We start from the raw sequence: 16,613 nt of genomic DNA, 5'->3' as shown, positions 1-16,613 counted from the left end.
GGGGCCCATTGGGAGTTTTCCGGGTACTGCCTGTACTATGAGCCCGTGCGCCCCCATAGCCCAATCGGCAGAGGCAGTTGACTTAAAATCAATTCAGTGTGGGTTCGAGTCCCACTGGGGGCACAACGCAGCACCCCGCATACCCACAGGTAGCGGGGCCTTTTGCTTTTATCGACTATGTTTTTGCGCATCCCTTGTCGCCGAAGTCCGAGAGGATGCACGGTGCAGTTCTATCCGCCTGACTGGGATCACGCGGTGTCGAGGCGCGCGCGTAGCCCAGTAAGCACGCTGTTAGAGCAGGTTGGTCAACGAGCGCACGGCCTGCTCATCAACTTTTGGCTTTTGCAGAATAGCGACCAAAAACCCGGATTCCGCCGTGAACGGTTCCAAGTCCCAGCTCGCAAACTGGTGCTGAGGCCGGAACCCGACTTCGCGGCACATGGTGAGGAAGTCGTCGAACTCCCAGCCGCGCCCGCGCCCGAAGCCGACAACGAACCGTCCGCCTGGGCGCAACGTCCGGAAGATGTTCTCGAGCGCTGATTTACGCCCGTCGACGGCAAGGAAGCCCATGACGTTGCCCGCTGAGACCGCGATATCGATGTCGCGGGTTTCAATCGGGTCGGTGGAGAGGTCACCCACGGACCAGTTCGCGTCGGGGAAGTCCTGGTGCGCGTACCCGATCAGCACCGGGTCGATGTCCACACCGAAGACGGTGTGCCCGCGTTTTGCCAGATAACCGCCAAGGCGGCCGGTTCCGCAGCCCGCATCTAGGATGCGGGCGTGGCGGGCGGAGAGGGCGTCGATAAGCCGGGCCTCCCCGTCGATATCCTTGCCCTGCTGCACAAAGTTGCGCCACCGCTGGGCGTAGTTTTCGGAATGATCAGGGTTTGCAGAGACGATTTCTTTCCAAGTTGCCATGCCAAAAACTATAGCTTTGGCCCCTTGGAAGTGACTTCTGCGTCCATCGGGATGCTGTCTACCGGGACGTCCTTCGGGAACGAGTGAGCCAGTGCGGCTGCGAAGTGCTTGCCGCGGATGTCGTTGCCGGTGGCGGTGTAGTGCGACCTTGTCGCCTGCGAGGAATCAGTCTAGGTTGGCGCGGGCCTCGCTTGTCCAGTCGTAGACAACTACGTCTCGACGCTCCTTCGCAACCTTGCGCAACGCAACATTGAGTTGCCGCCGTCGGCCACATTACGCGGTAGCCCTCGAGCAGATCGAGCATCTTGCGGATGTTCGCCTCCAACTCGCCGGTCGGGGCATAGCCGTAGGAGCGGGCAGCATCCGCATTGACAGCATCATTCACACCGGTGGCGATGCCCCAGCAGGTGTCGTCGTCAGCCGCGCCCTGGGCGAGCAGCTGCTGTACAGATTCAATCGCTGACGCGTAGTTCTCCCCGTTGCCGTTGAAGCCCTGGTTCGTCGCGCGGGCACCAAACACACTCGTATCCACCTCGGCTGCACCGGCATCCAAGTAACGATCGATCGCGGTGACCGACCCCTCATGCAGCTGGTTGACATCGAACATGCCAATAGATGTCGAATCGCCGACGTGGATGACTTTCTCACAGCTCATCTTCACATCCGAAGGCTGGTCCTTCCACGTGGCTTTGTCAGAAGCGGACGTCGTCAAGCTTTCCGGAGCTTCCGCGGCGTTGTCCTTCTCCTTGCTGCGGTCGCGAGAACCGCGCGTGGTGCATTCTCTGGCAGCGACATGGTGGTGCTCGCCGCATCCATGGCGAATACTGCTGGGAGACCAATCGCGATGAGGGCAGCGAGCGTAATCGGCCGCATCGCCTCCAAGGGGTGCGCGCGGAACTGTTTCATCGGGCCGAATACACCGCTGCGGCGGATCGGATTCTCAAACATGGTTGACAGGGGGAGGAGCCCGTCGTCTTGCTTGCGTGCTTGCGTGTAGAAATTACGATCACCAACACCGCGCCAAGAAGCAGCCCGCCTGCGCGAGTATCGGTACCTTCGTAAACGCGGGTCGCATCAATGGTGGGGTCTGCGAGCACCTACATCCATGCAAAAGGAAATGTCGGCGAACACCGTGGTCACGACCGCTACGAGCTAGTCACGACGAAACACCTTCAACAGCACCCACAGCAGCAGTGGCCACAAGAGATAAAAATGCTCCTCGATAGCCAGCGACCACAGTGATCCAGCGGTCCTGGGCCATTGAACTGGTCAAAGTAGGAGGATCCGGCGGCGATGTTGTGCCAGTTGTTCACATTGAAGGTCGAACTCAACGCTTCAAACCAGCGGTCGCGAAGGTTGCCTGCATCGAACGTGACGGAAAGAATCACCACCGCCAACACTATGGTCAGCATTACTGGAATGAGGCGTCGGAAGCGCCTCCCCCAACAGTCTTCAGGTGCAGTGAGTTACCCCGATAGTGCCCGCGCATGAGGTTGAGCGTGACCAAGTACCCCGAGAGCGTGAAGAACACATCCACACCGAGCAGGCCGCCGCTGAACGCTGGGAGGTTGAGGTAATAGGCGATAACCAACATGACCGTGAGTGTCCGGATCCCGTCGATGGCGGGGACGTAACGGTGAGAACCTGATATAGGGGGCGACCATCCTGGTGAGCGACAACTGTCCAGGAGTATCGTCGCAGCTTAAAACACGCATACATTGCGCTGAGCATTTTCCACGCCCAGGGACGAGATTTAGGGAGGTTCCTTCGTGCGCATCTCTGTGCATGGAACTAAAACAGGTGCTGGTGCGTTGGAGTAGATGAACGATTGTTCTCAAAAGAAAGGATCAGGGGTCCGTGAGTAGCAACAACCCTGTATTGAAAACTCTGCCGGGAGTAGATTCCCAACGTGGCACTGGATACCAGGGGTACGGTGCCTCGAACCCATACGGGCAAACACCGATGGGTACATCGGTGGGCGCCGTGCCTGAAGACCGTCCGATGACGGTCGACGACGTGGTCACCAAAACCGGCATTACCCTCGCCGTGATCGTCGCGTTTGCGGTGATCAACTTCGGTCTTTTCGTTGGCGGGTACGGTTCCATCGCCGGCATCCTTACGTTGGTTGGTGCAGTAGCCGGTTTCGTCTTGGTAATGATCCATGCATTCGGCAAGAAGTACGGTTCTCCGGCTATCACCTTGGCGTACGCGGCTGCTGAGGGACTGTTCCTCGGCGGTTTTTCGTTCGCCGTTACCGGGCATTTCAGCGTTGCGGGTGCGGACGCCGGCGCACTGATCTTCCAGGCCATCCTTGGTACGTTCGGTGTGTTCGCGGGCATGCTCGTGGTCTACCGCACCGGCGCGATCCGCGTTACCCCGCGTTTCAACCGAATCCTCACGGCGGCCATCTTCGGCGTGCTGATTCTTGTTGTTGGCAACCTCTTGCTGAGCATCTTTGCCGGCATGAACCCGCTTCGTGGTGGTGGCACCATCGCCATCGTGTTCAGCCTGCTCTGCATTGTATTGGGGGCGCTCGCGTTCCTGCAGGACTTTGATGTCGCTGACAAGCTGGTCCGCATGGGTGCTCCATCTCAGGCAGCCTGGGGCGTTGCGCTTGGCCTGGCAGTGACCCTGGTATGGCTCTACACCGAGATCCTGCGCCTGCTGTCTTACTTCCAGCAGCGTTAACCTACCCGTAGCCTTAGCGAACACACACTAACGCAAGCACCCGGTCCCACAACAGTGAGGCCGGGTGCTTGTTTTGCTCATTGAGGAACAATGAGGAAGAACAAAACCCCGGTTCAACAACACAATGCGGAACCGGGGCTAAAGAGTAGGTGCACGCTACCGTTAGCGCTCACTCTCCGGGTTAATGGACGTGCCATCAACAGTGATCGTGTTAAACACCAGCACGCCATCGACGATGTCCGGGTTGCCCAGGACAACCTGTACATCTTCGATCTCGCGGTTCGGGTTCACCGTGGTGCGAGTAGCGGTGCCTTGTGCGAGCTGCTCAGACCAGGTGTCCCACACGATGTCCTGGAGGAAATCGTTCTGGTCGCTGCAGTTGAGGGTCAGCGAAGCTGGCCGCTCAAGGCCGATGCTGCCACAGTTGTTGACCAGTGGAGTTTTGTCCGAAGCGCCCATGGCGGTGACGGTCTCGGTGACTGCAGCCTCAGAGGTAGCACCTGCTGCCTCCGTCACGTTGGTCGGAGTTGCCTTTGCGCGCTCACCAGGAAGAGAGGTTGGGTCCTGGCTTTGAGCGGTGTCGACCTTTATGTCCGACGGGTTTTGATGAGGTGGGTGGCAGGCGGCCAGCCCAACCGCACCGAGTGCGACCACGCTGGTGAGGACAAGCTTGCGGGAAAAGAACGTATTCACAGAAATTCCTTCAATGTCAGCGATTACTGATAACGCCGATGGCGGCGGCAGGCTACTTCGCTCGTGGCGTGGAAGCCTTAACAGAATCATACGGCTCTGCGGTAACGATTGTTACCGAAATCTCACGGCCGTTTGGTGCGTTGTAGGTGCGCGTTTCGCCTTCGGATGCGCCGACAACGGCAGCGCCGAGTGGGGAGTTTTCGGAATAGGTCTCCAGATCCTCGTTGTCCGTGGATGCCGCACGGGTACCGATCAGGAACGTTTCCTTATCGTTTTCGTCATTGTTGTAGTAGACGTGTACAACGGAACCGACGTGGGCCACGCCCTCAACGATGCCGGAGCGCTCCGTCGTGGAGTTAGCGAGCAGCTCGGAAATCTGCTTAATGCGAGCTTCTTCCTGATCCTGCTGTTCACGAGCGGCGTCGTAGCCGGCGTTTTCCTTCAAGTCGCCTTCTTCACGGCGCTCGTTGATTTCGGCTGCGATCACAGGGCGATTGTCGATGAGCTGCTGAAGCTCAGCTTCAAGCTTGGCCTTCATCTCCGGGGTGATGTACTGCTGCTGAGTTTGCGCCATCAGGTAAAAACCTTCCCTATATATGTCAAACGAGCCCGCCGACCGGCGGGCAACTTTACCAGGCGGATAATAGCACAGCCATCACGCAGGTGGTGCACTGGTGAGGCTTAGCGGGCGTCGTAAAAGGTGCTGGTTGGGTCCATGTAGAAGGGGAGGTTGTCCGAACAGCCGTAGACGCGCCCCGATACAGCAGGCTCGCGCACGGGAAGCTCGACGGCGATGCGCTCGAGCCCTTGACCGCCAGCAGGGAGCACGACTTCGCGACGGCCAACTTCGGCATGCGCGTAGTCCACCGCGGTAACGATGCAGTAAGAAGGGGTTTCGACATTCTTGCGTGTTACATCGATCCACATGCGTGTGGTGGTGTCATCGACGGCTTCTAGCGAGATGAAGTCAGCGGTGACGGTGCGGGACTCCTGCTTTTTGAAGTAGTCGAAGACGCTGTAGAGGAGAACAACAACGAGCCCGATGGCGATCAGCGCGACGATCCGCCCGGTGGCGTTGCTGCGTTTCGTAGCTGTCGGGGTGGCGCTGGAGCCGTACCGGGATGATGGGCGACTGGGGGACGTCACGGTTACTTACCTCGCTGAATGACTCTAAAGCTGCAATCCGTTCCAATGGTACTAAGATGGCGCGGAGTTACGGAATCAGACCCCAGATACGTTCTAGGAGGAATAGTGGCCGGCTTGCGCTTGATGGCGATCCACGCACACCCTGACGACGAATCCTCAAAAGGTGCGGCAACGACGGCAAAATACGCTGCTGAGGGGAACCGGGTGCTCGTCGTCACTTGTACTGATGGGCGACGAGGCGACATCCTCAACCCTGCAATGGACCGCCCTGGCGTGCTGGAAAACCTCCTTGAGGTCCGCGAACAGGAAATGGCGGAGGCAGCTGAGGCACTCGGCGTAGAGCACCAGTGGATGGGGTATGAAGATTCGGGGCTACCGCAGGGTGACCCCCTACCGCCGCTGCCAGAGGGCTCATTCGCAACCCAAGACCCGGAGGCTGTGACAGCGCATCTCGTGGCGTCGATCCGGGAGTTTCGCCCCCACGTCATCATTACCTATGACGAAAACGGCGGTTACCCGCACCCCGACCACTTGATGGTGCACGAAATCTCGATGTTGGCGTGGGATAAAGCGGGCGATGCATCCTTTGCTCCAGAGGCGGGACCTGCGTGGACACCACTGAAGCTTTACTACAGCCATGGGTTTATCTTGCAGCGGATGCGCCTTCTGCAGGAGCGCCTATATGCGCAGGGGAAGAAGAGCCCGTATGAGCTGATGATTCAGCGGTGGGAGGAAAACAAGGCCGATGTGATGAGCCGTGTCACCACAAGAGTGGAGTGCGCGGAGTACTTCCCGCAGCGTGCAGCCGCACTGACGGCGCATGCGACGCAGATCGATCCTGCTGGTGCATTCTTGGCGAGCCCGGTCGAGGACCAACAGGAAGTGTGGCCGACCGAGGAGTTTGAGTTAGCCAAGACTCGCGTAGCATCAACGTTGCCGGAAGATGATCTCTTCACCGGCATTGACCCGGAGACCGCAGACGCGCTGGCCGAGGGTTACGGACAAGAGCGCTAATTTTCTCAGCACAAGGAAGACGAATTGAACATGATGACCACGGCACACGCGGCGATTATCAACACCTCTGCATATTTGGTGGCGCAGGCTCCGAAAGAGAACCCCGTCGGGCCGGACTTCGGCAAGGCCTCACCATTCGGTTTGTTGCTGCTTGTGATGCTGGCGGTGGTTGTTCTCTCGCTCGGCTTTGCGTTCCATCGTCGGTACTCTCGGTTCCGCCGCCGCAGCATTTTTGCGGAGAAGCATGGGATCGATCCTTTTGATCAAGAAGCGCTGGATAAGGCGATGGCTGAGGCAGGAGTGCTTGACCAGCGGAAGAAGCGGTGGATCTAAAACAGCTAACATACATACCGTTGATTGGTGAGTAAGGTTGGGTCCGTGAGTAGCCTCCAAAAGATTCTGTATCCGCTGTACGAAGCGCGCCTGAAGCGTGAGCTGAGAGGCAAGAAGCGTCCGAAGCACATCGCAGTGATGGCTGACGGCAATCGGCGTTGGGCGCGTGAGGCCGGATTTACTGATATTTCGCATGGTCACCGCGTGGGTGGAGCGAAAATTGGTGAGCTTGTGCGGTGGTCGGCAGAGATGGACGTCGACGTCGTTACGATCTACCTGCTGTCGACGGAGAACCTGCAACGGACATCAGAAGAAGTCGAGCTGCTGTTTGACATTATTTCCGAGGTCATTGAGGACCTAGCGACGCAGTCTTACTCCTGCAAGGTCCGTCTCGTGGGCCACCTTGAACTTCTTCCAGACGAGGTCGCAGAACGGATGCGCCGCTCCGCTGATACCACCACAGGCAAGGCGGGTCTCACCGTCAACATTGCGGTTGGGTACGGCGGTAGACAAGAAATTGTCGACGCCGTTCGCAGCCTCATTAGCGACGCCGCCGCCAGAGGCTGCAGCGTTGACGAACTCGTCAACGCGGTGACGGTTGAATCCGTCTCACAGCACCTGTACACGTCGGGGCAACCTGATCCTGACCTTGTAATTCGAACGTCGGGGGAGCAGCGTTTGTCGGGCTTCTTGCTGTGGCAGGCTGCTTATTCCGAAATTTGGTTTACGGACACGTACTGGCCAGCGTTCCGCAAGATCGATTTTTTCCGCGCGCTGCGGGAGTATTCGCAGCGCTCGCGTCGCTTTGGCAAATAGGTGGCTTGCCATGCCAGCCACGGCCTGGCGCTACATTTTGCGCATCCGGACCCATTGCACGGAATGATCAGGTCCCTTGCGTAGCACCAGCGATGCTCGGATACGCGTCGGTGCAATGTTCTCTACTAGGTTCGGCAGGTTGATGGACTGCCAAATATCTCGCGCCTCGTGTCGCGCTTGTGCGTCATCGATGTTGGCGTAATGCGCGAAGTGCGCGCCTGGCTCTCGAAAAGCGGTGTTGCGCAGCTTCAAGAAGCGGTCGATGTACCAGCGCTCAATGTCGGTGGCGACGGCATCGACATAGATGGAGAAATCGAAGAGGTCGGACACCATGAGCGTCGGGCCGGTTTGCAGCACATTGAGGCCTTCCAGAATGAGGATATCCGGTTGACGGACCTCGATGTACTCACCCGGGACGATGTCGTAGGCAAAGTGGGAGTAAATCGGCGCTTTCACCAGCGGCTGGCCTGACTTCACCTCGGTGACGAAGCGCATGAGGTCACGCCTGTTATATGACTCAGGGAACCCCTTGCGGTCCATCAAGTTGCGCTCTTGGAGCACCTTGCTGGGGTAGAGGAACCCATCGGTAGTAATGAGATCTACGCGAGGATGCGAGTCCCACCGTTGCAATAGCACCTGCAACACGCGGGCTGTTGTCGACTTGCCGACGGCCACCGATCCCGCAATACCGATAATGAAGGGCACATGGCCAGGATCGTCGCCAATAAATGTCTCGGTGGCTTTTGTGAGCTTTTGGCGTGCTCTTACTTGCAGGTGAATGAGACGAGAGATCGGAAGGTAGATGTCTTCGACTTCCTGCATGTCGAGGTTTTCGCCAATACCGCTGAGTTTAGATACTTCGTCTTCCGTCAACACTTGTGGCATTTGCGCACGACGTTGCCGCCAGTCGTCGCGGTGAAAGTCCAAGTAAGGGCTTGAATCTGAGGTGCGGGAAGATTTAGCCATGCGTCATATTCTTGCATTTGTTGGCGCGGTGCGGGGAACTGAGGAGTCGATACCTGGAAGTTCCTGAATAAAGTGGACTTCTATCCTAGCGTTGATGCTTATACTGCATAGCAGTGCCGGGCGAATGTGTGCCCGGGCATGAGCCAAAACATGATTGACTGTCTGATCTTGAAAGGACCCGGTGCACGTGTCTGAAGACCTCCGCTACCAGGATCTCGCTACTTTTGACCCCGAAGTGCATGAAGCGATCGTTCAGGAGTTGTCACGCCAGCGAAATACGCTGGAGATGATTGCTTCCGAGAACTTCGTTCCGCGAGCTGTGCTGCAAGCACAGGGGTCGGTGTTTACGAATAAATATGCAGAAGGCTACCCCGGCCGTCGCTACTACGGTGGCTGTGAACACGCCGACGTCGTCGAGGACTTGGCACGTGACCGCGCGAAGGAGCTGTTCGGCGCGAAGTACGCTAACGTGCAACCTCACTCCGGTGCGCAGGCAAACGCGGCCGTATTGATGGCGCTGTGCGAGCCGGGCGATACCATCTTGGGCCTGAGCCTCGCGCACGGTGGCCACCTGACGCACGGTATGAAGATCAACTTTTCTGGCAAGCTGTACAACGTCGCTGCGTACGAGGTCGAAAAGGACACGTGCACTATCGATATGAAGAAGCTGCGCGAGCAGGCGCGCGAAGTCAAGCCGAAGGTAATTATCGCGGGTTGGTCTGCGTACCCTCGCCATGAAGATTTTGCCGAGTTCCGCTCGATCGCCGACGAGGTTGGTGCGTACTTGTGGGTAGACATGGCGCACTTCGCAGGTCTCGTGGCGGCGGGGCTGCACCCGTCGCCAGTGCCTCATGCGCACGTTGTCTCGTCCACGGTGCACAAGACGATTGGTGGCCCACGCTCCGGCTTCATCCTGACGAACGACCTTGAACTGCACAAGAAGCTCAACTCCGCGGTGTTCCCTGGTCAGCAGGGCGGACCGCTGGTGCACGTGATTGCTGCGAAGGCGACCGCGTTCAAGCTTGCGGGGACAGATGCGTTCCGCAACCGGCAAGAGCGAACCCTGGAGGGCGCAAAGATCCTTGCCGAGCGTTTGACGCAACCGGACGCCAAGGAAGCTGGGATCGACGTCGTCTCCGGCGGCACCGATGTCCACCTTGTGCTAGTGGACCTGCGCAACTCCGCAATGGACGGCCAGCAGGCGGAGGATCTGCTGCACAAAGCTGGAATCACCGTCAACCGCAATGCGGTTCCATTCGACCCTCGTCCGCCAGCCGTGACCTCGGGCCTGCGCATCGGCACTCCGGCGCTGGCAACCCGTGGCTTTGGCAAAGAGGAGTTTGAAGAAGTGGCGGAAATTATTGCTGAGGCACTCATCCAGGGTGAACACGCAGACGTCGAGGCGCTGCATGCTCGCGTTGATGCCTTGGCAGAGCGCTTCCCGCTCTACCCGGACCTCGAAGACTGGAAGATGCTCTAGGAGCTATTGGTGTCGCTCGGCCTGGCGCTGCTCGGAAAGGGTTGTGCGGGCCGAGCGCAGCCATTCTGGCTGGTCTTTGAGCAGCTCGTTGATCTCCTCCGTGGTGAGAGGCTTATCCATGCCGTTGGTCTTCAACGCGGTGATCGAGATGCCGAGCTTGCGTGCAACCTCCGGGCGGGGGTGAGGGCCGTTGCGGCGCAGGTCCTGTAGCCACTCTGGCGGATTTTGCTGTAATTCGCGCAGTTGAGCGTGCGTCACAGCGTTGTCTTGGAACTCTTGCGGCGTTGCAGCCAGGTAGATGCCGAGTTTCTTTGCTGCGGTCGCGGCTTTCATGGCGGTACCGGATGGCTTCTGTGTAGTCATACACAAACGGTAGCATTAGGCCATGCTATCGCTCGCTTTCGTCACCGGTACTGAGCCTGGGAAGTGGTTCAAACGTTTCGTCCAGTCCACGCCTCATACTCTCGATACACAGGGTGTTGACGACCCCTTCGCCGCCCTCGTGGACCAGGCAACTCCCGCGTCGCTGGCGCTGATGCGTTTGCCGGATGCTCGGGTGACCGACGACTTTCACGTTGTTCGTCTCTATACGGAGGCGCCAGGGGTTGCGGTACCCAAAGATTCCTTGTTTGCCGAACTTGGTGAGCGCGTGGACTACGCGGATCTCGAGGGCGAAATTATCAATTGGACATACCAGCCCCAGGCGTCAATCGATGAATTGCGCGCGGCATTACAGGTAGTAGCTGCGAACGTTGGGGTGACGTTGGCGCCGTTACCACTGTTGAAGGTGCTTTCGAAAAAGCAGATCAAAGTGTTGGAGGTCCGCGACGCCCCACTTGCTGCAACGGAGATCGCACTGGTGTGGAGAAGGACTGATGACTGTGACGTGATTCAAGATTTTGTTGGCGTCGCAAAGGGGCGAACTGCGCGCTCGTCGCGGGGGAGTGAACAAGCGGCGTCGAAAAAACGACGCAAACAGGTGTCAGACTCCCGCAATGCCCAGGTAAAACGTCCATATACTAAACGGGGAGAAAAGCGCAAGGGGGCGGGTATGAAATCGCCCCGAACGGGGGTGAAAAAGAGGCGGCAGAAATGATATTTGCATAATGGGAACCGGACAAATTCAACAACGAAAGGAAAAATTGATGAACTACAAGAAAGTTTTCACCTCCGCAGTTGCCGCTACCGCTCTGGCTGCAGGCTTGGTTGCCTGCTCCGATGGGGAGGGCGTTGACACGGCAGCTACAACCACAGCAGCGGATGGCGCTTCCGGTACCGCAACAGTCACCAATATCGAGACCGCCACCGAGGCGGCGGAGACCGAGACCGCGACCGGCCCACAAGGCGCAGCTGCTACAGAGTCGGTAGAGTTGGCCACCGCTGACGGTGTAAGCACACTGGTTCCGACCGGCCTGGTTCAGGCAATCGGCCAGTATGCTGAGCCGGAGTGGGGCGAACCGCTGAAGGCCACCGAGCACGACGGTAGCTGGATCGTCGACTTCGACAACGACCACCACGTCGCTTGGAATGAGAACACAGGTGGCGCACCTATTTGGGGCGAGATCGCCAATGTATGGCTGACTCAGGAGGGCGTCATGGACAAGGTCGGCTTCCCAACTGAGGCTGAGACGCCACTTCCAAACGAGTCTGGCTGGTTCCAGAAGTTTGAGCACGGCACTATCGAGTGGACCCGTGAGAATAATGACAACGGCGCATTCGCTGCGAACATTATCGAAAAGTAAATTATAGCCCCAAACAGGCCTTTGTCCCCGTTGGTTGCACGATGTGTGACCAATGGGGACAATGTTTTTTATGACCAAAAAAGGGTTTACCATTCGACCAATCCGGCCAGAAGACTACTCGCAGGTGCGAGGAATCTACGAGATGGGGCTGAGTACCGGAAACGCAACCTATGAGACGCGCGGCCTGACATGGGAGCAGTTTTCCAGGGCGAAAATCATGGAAACGGTCTTTGTCGCAGTGGATGAAAACGACGACGCGCGCGTCTTGGGGTGGGTAGCTGCGGCGAAGGCGTCGTCGAGAAGCGTCTTCCACGGGGTGGTTGAGGATTCCATCTACGTGCATCCCGACGCGCGGGGCATGGGGGTATCCGGGGCGTTGCTGGACAAGCTCATCGCCACGTGTATCGAGCTCGATAAGTGGTCGATACATTCGTGGATCTTCCCGGAAAACGAGGGCTCGGCTGGGCTGCACAAGTCGCGCGGATTCCAAAAAGTTGGAACCCTCCACCACATGGCAAAGATGTCCTACGGAGAGCGGCAAGGGCAGTGGCGTGATACCGACATTTATGAGCTGCTGCTGCCGAAGCCAGAAGAAAAGCAGCCCTAGTCCAGCGTCTCCTTCAGTGGGTCTTCCTGCACTGGGAAGAGCAACGCCAATGCAATGGCTGCCAGCGGCACCATCAGCAAGAAGACTGGCGTCAAGCCATCGTTGTAGCTGCTGAGGACAGCGTCACGCAGCGTGTCTGGCAGTTGGATAACCAGGTTCGGCGTCAGTGAGTTGTGCCCGCCACTACTCGAGAACTGTTCTGCATACGGCGCGGCCTCCCGAGGATCCATCGTGGCCAACGCCGCTGGTACTCGTTCAGAAAGCTTTTGGGTCATGTTGTGGATAAACAGCGAACCAATCAGCGATGCGCCGATGGCAGAACCGATTTGGCGGAAGAAATTGTTCGTCGCTGTCGCGGTGCCAACCATAGCCAACGGGAACGAGTTTTGGACGATCAAGACAAGTACCTGCATGACTAGGCCGAGCCCGAAACCGAAGATGAACATGTAGATGCCCAGCGTGGTCAACGATGTGGTCACTTCGAGCTTCGAGAAGAGGAAGAGGCCAACCGCAACGATAGACATTCCGATGATCGGGTACATCTTGTACCGGCCCGTCTTCGAGATGACGAACCCAACCGAGGTGCCCGTCCCGAGCATGCCGATCACCATTGGCAGCATCATCAGGCCTGCGTTCGTCGGGGTAAGCTCGTGCACCATCTGTAGGTATGTGGGCAAGTACGCGAGCGTACCCGTCATCGCCAGGCCGAGCACCGTACCGGAGGCCGTCGTTAAGACCATGTTGCGGTTACGGAACAAATACATGGGGATGAGTGGGTTCTCGGCGCGCAGCTCGATGACAACAAACAGAATCGCGGTGACGACCGCAAGCGACGCAGTGCCCAATATGATCGGCGAAGACCACTCATATTGCGTGCCGCCCCATGTCGTAGTCAGAATGAGCGAGGTCGTTGCCACAGCCATGAGCACGGTGCCCAGCCAATCGATGCGCTGCGTCGAGCGGGTGCCTTGACGCAGATGCAGCACGATCGTACAGACTGTCATCGCGAGAAGCCCGAGCGGCACATTCATCCAGAGCCCCCAACGCCAGCCAGGTCCATCTGTGAACCAGCCTCCCAGCACCGGGCCAAGCACCGAGGAGACGCCGAACACGGCGCCCATGACTCCCATGTACTTTCCGCGACTTCGTGCGGGAACGACCTCAGCGATGATCGCCTGGGAGTTCACCATCATGCCGCCGGCACCGAACCCCTGCACGGCACGGCCAACGATGAGCAACTGCATCGACTGCGCAAGCCCGCCCAACGTCGAACCAATAACAAACAGGCCAATTGAGCAAATATATGGCCACTTGCGTCCGACTCTGTCACCGAGCTTGCCGTTGATCGGCATCGCGATCGTCATCGTGACCAGGAATGACGAAATCACCCAACTCATGTGGTCGACGCCGCCAAGCTCGCCGACGATGGTGGGCAGCGCAGTGGAGAAGATCATCTGCCCTAACGAGCTCATCAGCATCGTGATGAGCAGAGCCCCAAAAATAAGGCCGACATGCGGCTTTGCGTTGTTTACCACTGCAACTCCTTTACATACTTCGTGACGACGGCAGCTATGCGTCGAGCTTGTGCCTTGGGAGGTTCTTCCTCTTGGAAATGGGGGCTGCGCGCAAAAAGCACGAACGTCGTCCGAAACAGCTCCACGATGATTCGTGCCTCTGCGTCTTCGGAGGCATCGAGGCGCCGGTCCTCGGCATGACGCTTCAAATGCTCGCGTACAGCCAGTTCGAGATGGTGCAACGTGTCGCGTTTGCGGGCCAGCATTGCGTTAGCAAGCGACGGGTTGTCCTGCACGAGCCGCTGGAGGCGACAAGCATCTTCGACCCCAGCCGTTGCGTCCGATTCCTCCATCGCATCGATGATCAAAGCCAACATGTTTGTTGACTGCTCGTTGGCGATGCGGGTGAAACTCTCGCTAGTGAACTCGAGCGGGGACGGGCCAAGTATCGCCTCGTCCTTCGAATCCATGTAGTTGAAGAACGTCCGCCGTGAGATGCCAGCACCCTGACAAATATCTTCGACGGTGACGTTGTCGTAGCCCTCGCGCGCCACGAGAGACGAGGCTGTGTCGAAGATCCGTTGCCTGGTTTCGCGGCGTTTCCGCTGCCGCAGACCTTCTGTATGATTAGGAAAATTCACGGGGTGCAATATTACACCCCGTGCAAAAATATCAAAGAATCCTACTCAACCAGGAGAGATAGTGCGCCTTCCACGGATGGCGACTCCTCGTTGTGGTGCTCGTAAAACCGTGCTTCAACGATGCCAGGCTCCGGGCTGGAAAAGTCCCAAAAACCCTCATCAGTGCTTGGAGGGCACTGCTTCGTCAGAGCAGACGTCTTCCCGTCGAACCCAATCAGCGCAACGCAACCGTTCAAGGGATAGCTGACCATACCTTGACCCTCATGGAGGGAGAAAATGGCTGGCCACGCAGCTACGGTAGCGGCTGGATCGTGCGACTGGAGGGTGCCTTGGAAAGTTCCAGAGGGGGCGTCGTCACGCACTTGCGGTGTTTCAGGGAGCGCGGTCACCGTCACAACTGCAGGCGCCCCGCTTCGCTCCGGTTTGGGCTGCGCGGACCAGTACGCAGCAGCGAGTGCTACGCCAATGAGGGACACCACCAGCGCCAACACTCCTCCAACGACCCATGGCTTATTTGAGCCGCCAGCGGAACGGAGTTGAGAAAATGAATCAGACACAAAAAATCATCCCTGGTCGTGCTCATGGGTATAGGCAGTAGCAGGGATGATTGTAGCGAAGACTAGTTGCGCTCGGTGTGCGCCATCGACAAAACGTTCAGACGCTTGTCGAGCTCCTCCTCAGTCAGCGCAACGCCGTCAACGAAGCCGAGGTCGATCACGGCCTGACGGATCGTGATGCCTTCCTTTACCGCGTGCTTTGCGACCTTCGCAGCGTTCTCGTAACCGATTGCACTGTTCAGAGGCGTAACGATGGACGGCGACGACTCCGCAAGCTGCCTCATGCGGCCCTCGTTCGCCTCGATGCCGTCGACCAGACGGGTAGCGAACTGGCGGGAAACGTTCGCCAGCAGGCGAGCGGACTCCAGTACGTTGCGCGCCATCATCGGGATGAACACGTTGAGCTCGAATTGTCCCTGCGAGCCACCGAACGCCACTGCAGCATCGTTGCCGATGACCTGGGCGGAAACCTGGGTCGCTGCCTCGCACAGTACAGGGTTCACCTTGCCAGGCATGATCGACGACCCCGGCTGCAGGTCAGGCAGGTGAATTTCTGCGAACCCTGCGAGCGGGCCTGAACCCATCAGGCGGATGTCGTTCGCGATCTTGTACAGCGACACAGCAACTGAGCGCATCGCACCGGAGAACTCAACCAACGCGTCGCGCGCAGCCTGGGCCTCGAAGTGGTTCTTTGCCTCTGACAGCTGCGTCAGCCCGGTGAGCTTCACTAGTTCGGCCGTGACCTTTGCACCGAAGTCTGCTGGCGTGTTAATGCCGGTACCCACCGCGGTGCCGCCGATCGCAAGCTCGCCGAGGCGTCCAACAGTCGACTCGACGCGCTCAATGCCAAGCTCGATCTGGCGGGCGTAGCCAGAGAACTCCTGACCAAGCGTCAGCGGGGTCGCGTCCATCAAGTGCGTACGGCCCGACTTCACTACCTCGTGCCACTCTTTAGCCTTCGCAGCCAGGGACTCTTCCAGGACTTTCAAGGCAGGAATGAGCACCTCGATGGCTGCTTCCGTAGCAGCAACATGCGTAGCAGTTGGGAAGGTGTCGTTCGAGGACTGGCCCATGTTGACGTGGTCATTCGGATGAACCTCAACACCGTTCGCGAGCGCGATCGACGCAATCACCTCATTGGTGTTCATATTCGAGGAGGTGCCAGAGCCAGTCTGGAAAACATCAATTGGGAACTGGTCGTTGTGCTTGCCGTCCGCGATTTCCTTCGCCGCAGCGATGATCGCGTCAGCCTTTTCCTCATCGAGCTTGCCTGAATCCTTGTTGACCTGCGCGCACGCAGCCTTAAGAAGCCCAAGAGCGCGAATCTGTTGGTGCTCAAGGCCCCGGCCAGAAATAGGGAAGTTTTCTACCGCACGTTGGGTCTGAGCACGCCACAGCGCGTCAACGGGTACTTTGACCTCACCCATGGTGTCGTGCTCGATACGGTACTGCTTATCGGCCATTCAATCTTTCCTTTACTTGTTCTTTACAGACAGTC

At 58.2% G+C, this 16,613-nt stretch carries 21 protein-coding genes and 1 tRNA gene; 9 read left to right on the top strand and 13 right to left on the bottom strand.

Features of this window, described 5'->3' with window-relative positions:
- The first annotated feature begins 49 nt into the window (after positions 1-49).
- Positions 50-123 (top strand) — tRNA-Leu (locus tag BJP07_RS08165).
- Between the two features lie 168 nt (positions 124-291).
- On the opposite strand, the gene BJP07_RS08160 is transcribed toward BJP07_RS08165, so the two are convergent.
- The 4 genes from BJP07_RS08160 to BJP07_RS08145 form a co-directional block, all read right to left on the bottom strand.
- The gene (locus tag BJP07_RS08160; RefSeq protein ID WP_071566985.1) at positions 292-918 is read right to left on the bottom strand and encodes a class I SAM-dependent methyltransferase; all 627 of its coding nucleotides are present in this window, start codon (positions 916-918) and stop codon (positions 292-294) included.
- A 58-nt stretch (positions 919-976) separates the two neighbouring features.
- Complete coding sequence (locus tag BJP07_RS08155; RefSeq protein ID WP_071566984.1) at positions 977-1,630, bottom strand: hypothetical protein; 654 nt, start codon at positions 1,628-1,630, stop codon at positions 977-979.
- Positions 1,627-1,866, bottom strand: a complete 240-nt coding sequence (locus BJP07_RS08150) for a hypothetical protein (RefSeq protein ID WP_071566983.1) — start codon at positions 1,864-1,866, stop codon at positions 1,627-1,629. The genes BJP07_RS08155 and BJP07_RS08150 overlap by 4 nt, the downstream gene beginning before the upstream one ends.
- Positions 1,867-2,329: 463 nt before the next feature.
- The gene (locus tag BJP07_RS08145) at positions 2,330-2,512 is read right to left on the bottom strand and encodes a hypothetical protein (protein WP_071566982.1); all 183 of its coding nucleotides are present in this window, start codon (positions 2,510-2,512) and stop codon (positions 2,330-2,332) included.
- Between the two features lie 263 nt (positions 2,513-2,775).
- Here BJP07_RS08145 and BJP07_RS08140 point away from each other — a divergent pair, with 263 nt between their 5' ends.
- On the top strand, positions 2,776-3,606 hold the full coding sequence (locus BJP07_RS08140; protein WP_071566981.1) for a Bax inhibitor-1/YccA family protein: 831 nt from the start codon (positions 2,776-2,778) through the stop codon (positions 3,604-3,606).
- Positions 3,607-3,768: 162 nt separating this feature from the next.
- Here BJP07_RS08140 and BJP07_RS08135 read toward each other — a convergent pair whose 3' ends face one another.
- The 3 genes from BJP07_RS08135 to BJP07_RS08125 all read right to left on the bottom strand — a co-directional run bounded on the left by BJP07_RS08135 (position 3,769) and on the right by BJP07_RS08125 (position 5,445).
- The gene (locus BJP07_RS08135; protein WP_071566980.1) at positions 3,769-4,299 is read right to left on the bottom strand and encodes a hypothetical protein; all 531 of its coding nucleotides are present in this window, start codon (positions 4,297-4,299) and stop codon (positions 3,769-3,771) included.
- A gap of 52 nt (positions 4,300-4,351) precedes the next feature.
- The gene (gene greA / locus BJP07_RS08130; RefSeq protein WP_071566979.1) at positions 4,352-4,873 is read right to left on the bottom strand and encodes a transcription elongation factor GreA; all 522 of its coding nucleotides are present in this window, start codon (positions 4,871-4,873) and stop codon (positions 4,352-4,354) included.
- Between the two features lie 107 nt (positions 4,874-4,980).
- Positions 4,981-5,445 (bottom strand): DUF4307 domain-containing protein, encoded by a 465-nt coding sequence (locus BJP07_RS08125; RefSeq protein WP_071566978.1) that lies wholly within the window; start codon positions 5,443-5,445, stop codon positions 4,981-4,983.
- A 105-nt stretch (positions 5,446-5,550) separates the two neighbouring features.
- On the opposite strand from BJP07_RS08125, the gene mca reads away from it, so the two are divergent.
- The 3 genes from mca to BJP07_RS08110 are packed head-to-tail and all read left to right on the top strand — an operon-like array spanning position 5,551 to position 7,608.
- Positions 5,551-6,459, top strand: a complete 909-nt coding sequence (gene mca / locus BJP07_RS08120; RefSeq protein WP_071566977.1) for a mycothiol conjugate amidase Mca — start codon at positions 5,551-5,553, stop codon at positions 6,457-6,459.
- 30 nt (positions 6,460-6,489) lie between these two features.
- A complete protein-coding gene (locus BJP07_RS08115; RefSeq protein ID WP_143111754.1) occupies positions 6,490-6,792 on the top strand; it encodes a hypothetical protein in 303 nt (100 codons plus the stop codon).
- Positions 6,793-6,837: 45 nt separating this feature from the next.
- The gene (locus tag BJP07_RS08110; RefSeq protein WP_071567036.1) at positions 6,838-7,608 is read left to right on the top strand and encodes an isoprenyl transferase; all 771 of its coding nucleotides are present in this window, start codon (positions 6,838-6,840) and stop codon (positions 7,606-7,608) included.
- Positions 7,609-7,638: 30 nt separating this feature from the next.
- Here the strand turns inward: BJP07_RS08110 and coaA are convergent, their stop codons facing one another.
- Complete coding sequence (gene coaA, locus BJP07_RS08105; RefSeq protein ID WP_071566976.1) at positions 7,639-8,574, bottom strand: type I pantothenate kinase; 936 nt, start codon at positions 8,572-8,574, stop codon at positions 7,639-7,641.
- 187 nt (positions 8,575-8,761) lie between these two features.
- Between coaA and glyA the strand changes: the two genes are divergently transcribed.
- Positions 8,762-10,054 (top strand): serine hydroxymethyltransferase, encoded by a 1,293-nt coding sequence (gene glyA / locus BJP07_RS08100; protein WP_071567035.1) that lies wholly within the window; start codon positions 8,762-8,764, stop codon positions 10,052-10,054.
- Between the two features lie 3 nt (positions 10,055-10,057).
- Here the strand turns inward: glyA and BJP07_RS08095 are convergent, their stop codons facing one another.
- A complete protein-coding gene (locus BJP07_RS08095; protein ID WP_071566975.1) occupies positions 10,058-10,417 on the bottom strand; it encodes a DUF5997 family protein in 360 nt (119 codons plus the stop codon).
- A gap of 22 nt (positions 10,418-10,439) precedes the next feature.
- Here BJP07_RS08095 and BJP07_RS08090 point away from each other — a divergent pair, with 22 nt between their 5' ends.
- The 3 genes from BJP07_RS08090 (at position 10,440) to BJP07_RS08080 (ending at position 12,403) form a co-directional block, all read left to right on the top strand.
- Entirely contained in the window at positions 10,440-11,150 is a 711-nt protein-coding gene (locus BJP07_RS08090; protein ID WP_071566974.1) for a LysR family transcriptional regulator substrate-binding protein, read from the top strand.
- A gap of 49 nt (positions 11,151-11,199) precedes the next feature.
- Positions 11,200-11,796, top strand: coding sequence for an LGFP repeat-containing protein (locus tag BJP07_RS08085; RefSeq protein ID WP_071566973.1), 597 nt, complete (start codon positions 11,200-11,202; stop codon positions 11,794-11,796).
- A 70-nt stretch (positions 11,797-11,866) separates the two neighbouring features.
- Positions 11,867-12,403, top strand: a complete 537-nt coding sequence (locus BJP07_RS08080) for a GNAT family N-acetyltransferase (RefSeq protein WP_071567034.1) — start codon at positions 11,867-11,869, stop codon at positions 12,401-12,403.
- Here the strand turns inward: BJP07_RS08080 and BJP07_RS08075 are convergent.
- From BJP07_RS08075 to BJP07_RS08060, 4 genes are all read right to left on the bottom strand, one after another.
- Positions 12,400-13,881, bottom strand: coding sequence for an MDR family MFS transporter (locus BJP07_RS08075; RefSeq protein WP_369822343.1), 1,482 nt, complete (start codon positions 13,879-13,881; stop codon positions 12,400-12,402). The two genes, BJP07_RS08080 and BJP07_RS08075, sit on opposite strands and share 4 nt — an antisense overlap.
- A gap of 50 nt (positions 13,882-13,931) precedes the next feature.
- Positions 13,932-14,558 (bottom strand): TetR/AcrR family transcriptional regulator, encoded by a 627-nt coding sequence (locus BJP07_RS08070; protein ID WP_071566971.1) that lies wholly within the window; start codon positions 14,556-14,558, stop codon positions 13,932-13,934.
- A 41-nt stretch (positions 14,559-14,599) separates the two neighbouring features.
- Positions 14,600-15,115 (bottom strand): hypothetical protein, encoded by a 516-nt coding sequence (locus tag BJP07_RS08065; protein ID WP_071566970.1) that lies wholly within the window; start codon positions 15,113-15,115, stop codon positions 14,600-14,602.
- A gap of 62 nt (positions 15,116-15,177) precedes the next feature.
- On the bottom strand, positions 15,178-16,578 hold the full coding sequence (locus tag BJP07_RS08060) for a class II fumarate hydratase (RefSeq protein ID WP_071566969.1): 1,401 nt from the start codon (positions 16,576-16,578) through the stop codon (positions 15,178-15,180).
- Positions 16,579-16,613: the final 35 nt, after the last annotated feature.

The sequence above is a fragment of the Corynebacterium sp. NML130628 genome (genome assembly GCF_001875665.1).
Lineage (GTDB): Bacteria > Actinomycetota > Actinomycetes > Mycobacteriales > Mycobacteriaceae > Corynebacterium.
This window is presented reverse-complemented; position numbering and strand designations above follow the sequence as displayed.